General features: G+C 61.7%; 5 protein-coding genes and 1 pseudogene. 4 read left to right on the top strand and 2 right to left on the bottom strand.

Annotated features, from left to right (window positions below; all coding sequences use genetic code 11):
* Positions 1-116: 116 nt before the first annotated feature.
* Together folE and ACMO6A_RS08190 are read left to right on the top strand one after the other, a co-directional pair.
* Positions 117-686, top strand: coding sequence for a GTP cyclohydrolase I FolE (folE, locus tag ACMO6A_RS08195; protein ID WP_009305704.1), 570 nt, complete (start codon positions 117-119; stop codon positions 684-686).
* 90 nt (positions 687-776) lie between these two features.
* Complete coding sequence (locus ACMO6A_RS08190) at positions 777-1,046, top strand: ACT domain-containing protein (RefSeq protein ID WP_009609009.1); 270 nt, start codon at positions 777-779, stop codon at positions 1,044-1,046.
* Between the two features lie 177 nt (positions 1,047-1,223).
* On the opposite strand, the gene ACMO6A_RS08185 is transcribed toward ACMO6A_RS08190, so the two are convergent.
* Positions 1,224-2,702, bottom strand: a complete 1,479-nt coding sequence (locus ACMO6A_RS08185) for a response regulator transcription factor (RefSeq protein WP_418471067.1) — start codon at positions 2,700-2,702, stop codon at positions 1,224-1,226.
* 316 nt (positions 2,703-3,018) lie between these two features.
* Between ACMO6A_RS08185 and ACMO6A_RS08180 the strand changes: the two genes are divergently transcribed.
* On the top strand, positions 3,019-4,512 hold the full coding sequence (locus ACMO6A_RS08180) for an FAD-dependent oxidoreductase (RefSeq protein ID WP_009609014.1): 1,494 nt from the start codon (positions 3,019-3,021) through the stop codon (positions 4,510-4,512).
* A gap of 218 nt (positions 4,513-4,730) precedes the next feature.
* Here the strand turns inward: ACMO6A_RS08180 and ACMO6A_RS08175 are convergent, their stop codons facing one another.
* Positions 4,731-6,455, bottom strand: coding sequence for an FAD-dependent oxidoreductase (locus tag ACMO6A_RS08175; RefSeq protein ID WP_009609022.1), 1,725 nt, complete (start codon positions 6,453-6,455; stop codon positions 4,731-4,733).
* 277 nt (positions 6,456-6,732) lie between these two features.
* On the opposite strand from ACMO6A_RS08175, the pseudogene ACMO6A_RS08170 reads away from it, so the two are divergent.
* Positions 6,733-7,421, top strand: a pseudogene (locus ACMO6A_RS08170) (LuxR family transcriptional regulator); the annotation flags it as partial.

The following is a 7,421-nucleotide window of genomic DNA, read 5'->3' as shown; positions in this document are numbered from 1 at the left end:
GTTCTGCAACGGCGTTCGCGGACACCGCGTCATCTAGAGTCCCTGTGGCGTGTGCCTCAGCGGAAAGAGCGCTCATGGTATGATGCTTCTCGTTGTATGACGGCAGAAAGACGGTTATGGATAGAGCGAAAATCGAAGAGGGCGTGCGGCTGATCCTCGAAGGCGTGGGCGAGGATCCCGGCCGCGAGGGCCTGGTCAAAACTCCCGAGCGCGTGGCGAAGATGTACGAAGAGGTGTTCGCGGGCCTCACCGAGGATCCGGCGCAGCATTTCGAAACCACGTTCGACGAGCACCACGAGGAAATGGTTCTCGTGCGCGACATCCCCTTCTATTCCATGTGCGAACATCATCTCGCGCCGTTTTTCGGCGTGGCGCACGTGGCGTACATCCCGGCATCCGATGGACGCATCTGCGGATTGTCGAAGCTCGCGCGCCTGGTGGATGCGTTCGCGAAGCGCCCGCAAGTGCAGGAACGTCTGACCTCGCAAATCGCCGACACGCTGATCGAGCAGCTGCACCCGCAGGGCGTGATCGTGGTTTTGGAGGCCGAGCACATGTGCATGAGCATGCGCGGTGTGAAGAAGCCCGGCACGACCACCACCACCAGCGCCGTGCGCGGAGCCTTCGAGAAAAGCCAGGCGACGCGCGCCGAGGCGCTGTCGCTCATCTTCGCGCGACGGAACTAGGGCGCGCCCCGAAAGGGCCATCGCGAATGTTTCACATGAAACATTCGTTCGCAATCAGGTAGCGCAGCAGGCAAGGAAAGGAACCAGCCAATGAAGTGTGTAGTCTCCGTTCTGGGCAAGGACCGCAGCGGCATCGTCGCGGAGGTTGCCACCGCGCTTGCCGCGTGCGGCGCGAACATCGACGACATCAGCCAGACCATTCTGGACGACATCTTCTCGATGACCATGCTGACCACGCTCAATCCCGAGGTCGCCGACTTCAACACGGTGCAGGAGAAGCTGGAAGCTGTGGGCGAATCCCTGGGTGTCCAAATCATCGTCCAGCGCGAAGACGTCTTCCAGATGATGTATAAGATCTAACGTCCTAAAAGGGGCAATTCCCATCCGGGGCGTTTTCGTGGGCATCGGCTAGGGCTCTATAGCGAAAGGCGGCCTTTGGATGTTAGGGATGGAGCGAGGCAGGCGGTTCTACCGGCTGTTCGACGCTACGGATGTCCTAAAAGGGAACAGGCCCCTTTTAGGACATTTTCGTGGAGGTCAAGCGGTGAACAGGTCGATTATCTCCTGCTTGGAGTGTACGCCCAGCTTCGCGTAGATGTTCTTGATATGTCCTCGCACGGTGTTGGGAGACAGGTACAGAGCCTCGCCGATATAGGTGGAGCTCCTGCCGCGAGCCAGCAGCAGGAGGATTTCCGATTCGCGGTCCGTCAGGCCATGCCGAACCGTCACTTCGGTGCCTTTGGCGTCGAATGCGTCTTCGCCTCGGACGGGCTCGCCGGACGCGGCCGGCCGTTGCTCGCGTTCCGAGCGCTTCCTGATGCGCAGCATGAATAGCAGGACGATGGAAAGCAGGTACAACGCGATGCAGAACACCAGCATCGTCTTGAACGACGGGTTGAGATCGAGCCCCGCGATAACCGTGCCGCCTACGATTCCCGACACCGATGCAAGCCTGATCAACAGCACCGACGCACCCATGAACGCATACGGGTTCAAATCGCTTTCGTGCGCTTCGCGAATGATGAGGTACATCACGCTGGTGGAGATCAGGCTGTGACCGGCGACGAACGCCGCGCCCACGAAGTAGCTGTACTGGAAGTTCGCGAACGGCCAAATGATCAGCACGCCGGTGAGCAGGGGGAAAAGCGCGCGATAAGCGCGGGAAGCGCTGAACGTCTTCGGAAAGCCGTATGCCATGACGAAGAACGCCATCGAGGCTGCGGCGATGCCCATCGCCGATGCCAAAGACGAGCCGTCGAAGTCGTAGTGCTGCACCACCATGAATCCGTTGATGATGCCCACGACGCATCCGAGCACCAGCAGCGACAGCAGGTCTTCCCCGATGGACACGAATCCCCGAAGGTACGGTCGCAGGGAGGTTCGATCCCTCTTCTGCTCCGCGCCCGCCGTCACCTCGTCGCCTCCCTTCGTCTTGCCGCTGGCAAGCGCGTTGCCTGCAATTCCTTTCGCGCGTCGATAGAGCAGTGCGCTCGCCACAAGCGTCGCCACGACGCAGGGAAGCATGACCAGCGAAGGGCTGTTCTGCAAGGCCAAGGTGACCGCGGCGGCCAGCAGCATCGACGAGGCCAGCGTCTTCATGCTGGTGGTGAGCTCCATTTGCGTCATGATTTCTACCCAAGCCAACGTGAGCATGACCGTGGCGGTTCCCTGCGCGAAAGCAAGCGCCATCAGCGAGACTGCTGGATCGACGGACGAGAGAGCGCCGCTGTACGACAACACCGCGGTGGCCGCCAGCACCAACGAGGGCGCGACCACTGGCATGGATAGCCTGGGCAGCCGACCAAGCAGGGCCAGCGCGACGATGACCGCCTCCGTGAGGACGACGAAAGCAGCCGACGCGATGCTGAAGTCCAATCCCGCTATGAGGACGGTGGTCGTTTCCGACGTCAGCATGGCCGTGGAGTATAGGGACGACTGGGCGACTTTGAACGAGGCGAATCCAAGCGCGCAGCGCGCGACGAGCAGACGGCGCTTGTCGAAGCGCGAAACATCCATCGGCCGACCCCTCCCCTCGATACGTCGCCGAATCTGCGCTCATTGTCCGATAGTATCGTCTCTCTGCCAACCCCTGTTCGTGCAAAAAAGCCCTGCTGGAGGCAATTCAACCCAAAATGAGGGAGGGGTCGAGTCGCCGATTCGACCCAGAATGGGAGATGCGTCGCGCCTGTTCTCCGGCCTATGCTGAGCGGGTCGTCAAGTAGGGCGGGAAGAGTTCCGACGACAAGGATAGCAATCGAAACTGAACGGTCGCCAGGGGAGGGCATTGTGCCCGCAGGAGCGGCGGTTCGGCCCGAGCAACAGGAGGGATGTCATGAACGAAGGAATTTCACGGCGCAACTTCATCGGCGGTGCGGCGCTGGGCGGCGCAGCGCTCGCATTGGGCGCGCTTGCGGGCTGCGCTCCGCAAGGCGACAAGCCCACAGGTTCCGAGGGTGCTTGGGATGCTGAGGTCGACCTGCTGGTGTGCGGCTGCGGCGGCGCCGGCATGGCGTGCGCGGTCGAAGCCAAGGACAATGGCGTGGAGAACGTGCTGATCATCGAAAAGGGTGACCAGATCGGCGGCACTACGGCTATGTCCCAGGGCATGATTGCCGGTTGGGATACCCAGCTGCAGAAGTCGCAGGGCGTCGAGCTCACCTACGACGCGATGTATGCGAACCTGATGAACAACGCGTCGTATCATCTTGACCCGGCGCTCACCAAGATCACGGTGGAGAACAGCGGCAAGACCATCGACTGGCTGATCGACCGCGTGGGCGTCAAGTTCACGGATCAGATCGACATCTACTACGGCCCCCTGCAAATGATGCATAACGTCGACGGCGCGGGCGGCGGTTTCGTCACGGCTTTCACCGCCTGCCTGGACCAGCTGGGCGTGGAGATCCAGAAGGGCACGAAGCTGGTGGAGGTCCTGCTGGACGCCGAGGGCAAGACGGAAGGCGCGGTGGTCGAGGCGAAGGGAAAGACGCAGCGTATCAAGGCGCGCGCTGTCATGATCGCCACCGGCGGCTACGCCCACAACGCCGAGCTGGCGGCGCGCTTCGATCCCGAGAAGGCGGGTACGTTCGGCATCGGGCACCCGAATTGCGAGGGCGAGGGCCTGGTGGCCGCTTCGAACGCAGGCGCGCTCCTGTCGCACACCAACGACATGATGTGCGTGGTGAAGGACTACACCATCATGAGCGAGCATGACGGCACTTCGGCCAGCGCGAACCTCAACGGCTTTACCAATCTTCCCAACATGATACTGGTGGGCGCCGACGGCAAGCGCTTCGTCGACGAGGGTAAAAAGGGGTTCATGAGCCAAGATCTGAACGGCCCCATTTTCGACAAGATCCATCGCGACGGCATGGGCTACGTATGGGAGATCTCCGACGAGGCCACGGTGGCGGCAGCCGGCGGCAAAGTGAAGCGCGGCGAAGGACTCGAATACATCAAGGGTGCCGATGCGACTGAGCTCGCGGCCAACATGGGCGTGGATGCCGCAGCGCTTGCCGAGACCATCGAGGCCTACAACGCTGCGGTGGACTCGGGCGTGGACCGCGAGATCGGCGGCTTCCCCACGGCCAAGCTGGAGGCTCCTTTCCTGGCCGTGCCCGTCGTGCCGTGCGAGATCATCACGTACGGCGGCGTGGCTCGCACCGAGCAGGGCGAGGTCATCCGTGCTGATGGCGAAGTGATGCCGGGCCTGTTCGTGGGCGGCGAGGCTAGCTGCAACTCCGCCTACATGGGATTCACGCTTTCCAACTGCTTCACGTGGGGTCGCATCGGCGCCCAGAGCGCGGCGGCGTACCTGAAAGCCTAGACCCTTTCCTCCTTCATCCCCTCCCTGATGCGGGTGCAGCGCAAGCGCGTTGCACCCGCATTTTTTTCGCGTGCGCAGCGTTGCCTCGCTTTCGGCCGAAACCTGCCAGAAACGGCAAGCCTTTTCGCACGGGCGCCGTCGAACGCACGCAGCAAAGCGCGTCGACCCGATCCAGCGGGACCCGGACGACGCGCTTGGGGAGGAGGGGTGCGTACAGGTTAGTTGAGCTTGCCAGAACCTAGATCCTTGCCCAAAACGTAGGGCAGCGTAATGCAGGTGGCTCCGTAGTTCATGCCTTCCATCGCGAACGTGTAGGTGCCGGAGTAGAAGTTGCCGATCATGCATCCGGCGTTGAACAGGCCTTCGATCGGCTGGTCGTTCTCGTCGAGCACCCGAAGATCGCTGTCGGTGCGCAGGCCGCCCAAAGAAGTCAGGAAGCCGGGAGAGAAGGATGCGCCGTAGAAGGGACCGTCGTCTGCTCCAATGGAGATGAGCTTGTCGGCGGTCTTGTAGAAATCAGTGTCCACGCCTGCTTCGCACATCTTGTTGTAGCGCTCGACGGTGTCGATAGTCGCCGCCGGCAAGCCGAGCTTCGAGATGACCTCTTCGCGCGTGTCTGCCTTGACGATGCCGAAGCCGTCGGCATCCGTATCCCAACGTTCGATAACCTCTTCCGTCGTGAAGTATTCGCCGTGAGGGTAGTTGATGGCGCCCCAGGGCCCACCTGCTTCGGCGCGATTAGCGCCCCAGATGCAATAGGCGGTCTTCTCGGGCAAATGCATGATGGTCGCGCAGGCGAGGCCTCCCAACGCGTCCTCGTTCATGAAGCGCTGTCCCATGTTGTCCACCATGAGGCCGGTGTGGCTCGTGTAAGGTTGGTCGCCGGGAAGGTTGGGGCGGCCGAGCATGATGTTGTTGGGCTCCTTTTGCCAGGCGCCGCCCACCCAAAGCTCCATTTTGTGGCCGTCTCCGGGCATGAGCCCGCCCATCCAAATGCCCTGATCGTAGTTGATATCGGTTGTGAAATCGCACAGCTCGACGGCCTGGGGGCAATAGCGCTCCATCATGTCCTTGTCATGGGAGAAGTCGCCGGTTGCCATGATGACGGCTTTGGTGCCGACGTATTTGGTGTAGGCGCCGTCGGCATCGGACGCGATGATCGCGTCCACGCGACCTTCCGTGCCGTTGGCAAAGCCGCCGCGAACCAGCTGCTCGCCTTTGACGTTCCAGCGCACGTCTACTCCCAGGTCTTCGGCCACGTACCTCCCCATCTCCGCAGCGATATGCCCTTCGCCGTTTCCGATGGATCCTTTCAGCTCGCTGTCGTCAACGTAGAACGCGTGAGCTGCGGGCGGGGTGAACATCGGGTCGCCTTCTTTGTATTCCGGACCCGACTCGATGGTGGTCTTGATGCCGGCCTTGGCCGCGATGTCGATGATCCAGTTGATGGCCTCCTCGGAGTTGTTGTAGAACTTGTACCACAGAGCCGGTTTGAAGTTGCCGCCGTTGGCGAGGTACTCCTTGCGGTAGAACCACGTGGGATCCATGCGGGGGATGCCCATCTCTTCCATGACCTTCGAATACACGCCGTTGTTGGATCCGCCGCGGCTCACAGGAGCCTTCGACGCGCTGATGAGCGTCACCTTCAATCCGTTTTCAGCGCATGATGCAGCTGCGACCAGACCGCTCATGCCGCCTCCCACCACCACGACATCGGTTTCAACCGTTTCGGTGACGAGGTCGTCGCCGATAGGATCGGGCGCGATCTCGAAGCTCCACCGCTGTTCGGCGTTGTTCGCGCCCGTCGTTTGGGCGGAGTCGGACTTGCTTTCGGATGTTCCTGCTGCGGGCGAGCATGCGGCCAGCGCGCCTCCCGCAATGAGGCCTGCAGCGCTCAATGCCGCCCCTTTGACGAAGCTGCGACGGTTCAGATTTCCCTCCATGATGAACTCCCTTTCCTAGCTTATCTCACCAAGGCGCTGCTTGCCTTGCGGGCGCTGTTTGCGCCTTGGACTGATCGCAGCCTAATCGATCAGGGAAAACAAGGCCTCACCCAGCCTAGGTGGTTTTTCGTCCAGAAGGTCGGACATCGCGAGCGTCCGCTAAGGAGGTCGAGGGGTGCGGTACAATGGGCGCGCGGACAGCTGGCGCGGAAGTTCGAGCGCATGCTGTTCGCGCGCGGAGGGGAGGTGCGGATCCATGAGATTCATTCTGAAAAACATGAAGCGAGAGCAGGTGCTGGCCGCGCTCGCCTATGGGTTCTTCCTGGCGTGCACCTCGGTGACGCTGTGGGGAGGGTATGTGCGGTTTCTGACCGGGCAGGTGGATCCGGGCTCTTTCATGCTCGAGTATTTCGTGCGAAGCGCGACCCTGCCTCTCTCGCTTGCGGTTTCCGGCTTGGCCGCCTTCTATTGGCCGAAGGCTCGGCTGTGGCGTTCTCCGATACTGGCGCTGGGGCTTTTTCTTGCGGGTTCGCTGCTGGTTGCCTTGCAGCATGGCGGCGTGGTTTCGTCCGAGTGGTCGCTTGTCGTGGTGGGCGCGTGCTTCGGATGGGGAAGCGGGATCATGTTCGGCGCCTTGCAGGAAATCGTGGCTGCGCAAAAGGTGTTCACGGCCGGTATCGTCGTGTTTGCCGCCGCTGGGATTTCGGCGTTGCTGTTTTTCGCTGTTGAGGTTTTGCCCGCCGATGCAGTACCGTGGATGTCGCTGTTCGTGTTCGTCAGCGCGGCGGTGGCGCTAACCTGTGCTGCATGGAAATGCGCTCCGAAGGTGCATCCCATGTTCGACACGGTTCCCGATCAGCGACGCGATCGGTGCCGCGAAGCGGTTTCCGAGTTGTGGCGCCCTTTGCTCTGCGTCGCGTTCTCCGCGTTCATTGTGGGTATCGTGCGCGTCGGTTCGGCTTCGGG

This window comes from Eggerthella sp. (assembly GCF_048329335.1).
Lineage (GTDB): Bacteria > Actinomycetota > Coriobacteriia > Coriobacteriales > Eggerthellaceae > Eggerthella > Eggerthella lenta.
The sequence above is the reverse complement of the archived record's forward strand: the minus strand, read 5'-3'. Positions and strand labels throughout refer to the sequence as shown.

Coding starts and splice junctions, on each gene's coding strand:
- ACMO6A_RS08175 (WP_009609022.1), bottom strand. CDS start 6,455: ATGGAGGGAAATCTGAACCGTCGCAGCTTCGTCAAAGGGGCGGCATTG.
- ACMO6A_RS08185 (WP_418471067.1), bottom strand. CDS start 2,702: ATGGATGTTTCGCGCTTCGACAAGCGCCGTCTGCTCGTCGCGCGCTGC.
- ACMO6A_RS08190 (WP_009609009.1), top strand. CDS start 777: ATGAAGTGTGTAGTCTCCGTTCTGGGCAAGGACCGCAGCGGCATCGTC.
- ACMO6A_RS08180 (WP_009609014.1), top strand. CDS start 3,019: ATGAACGAAGGAATTTCACGGCGCAACTTCATCGGCGGTGCGGCGCTG.
- folE (WP_009305704.1), top strand. CDS start 117: ATGGATAGAGCGAAAATCGAAGAGGGCGTGCGGCTGATCCTCGAAGGC.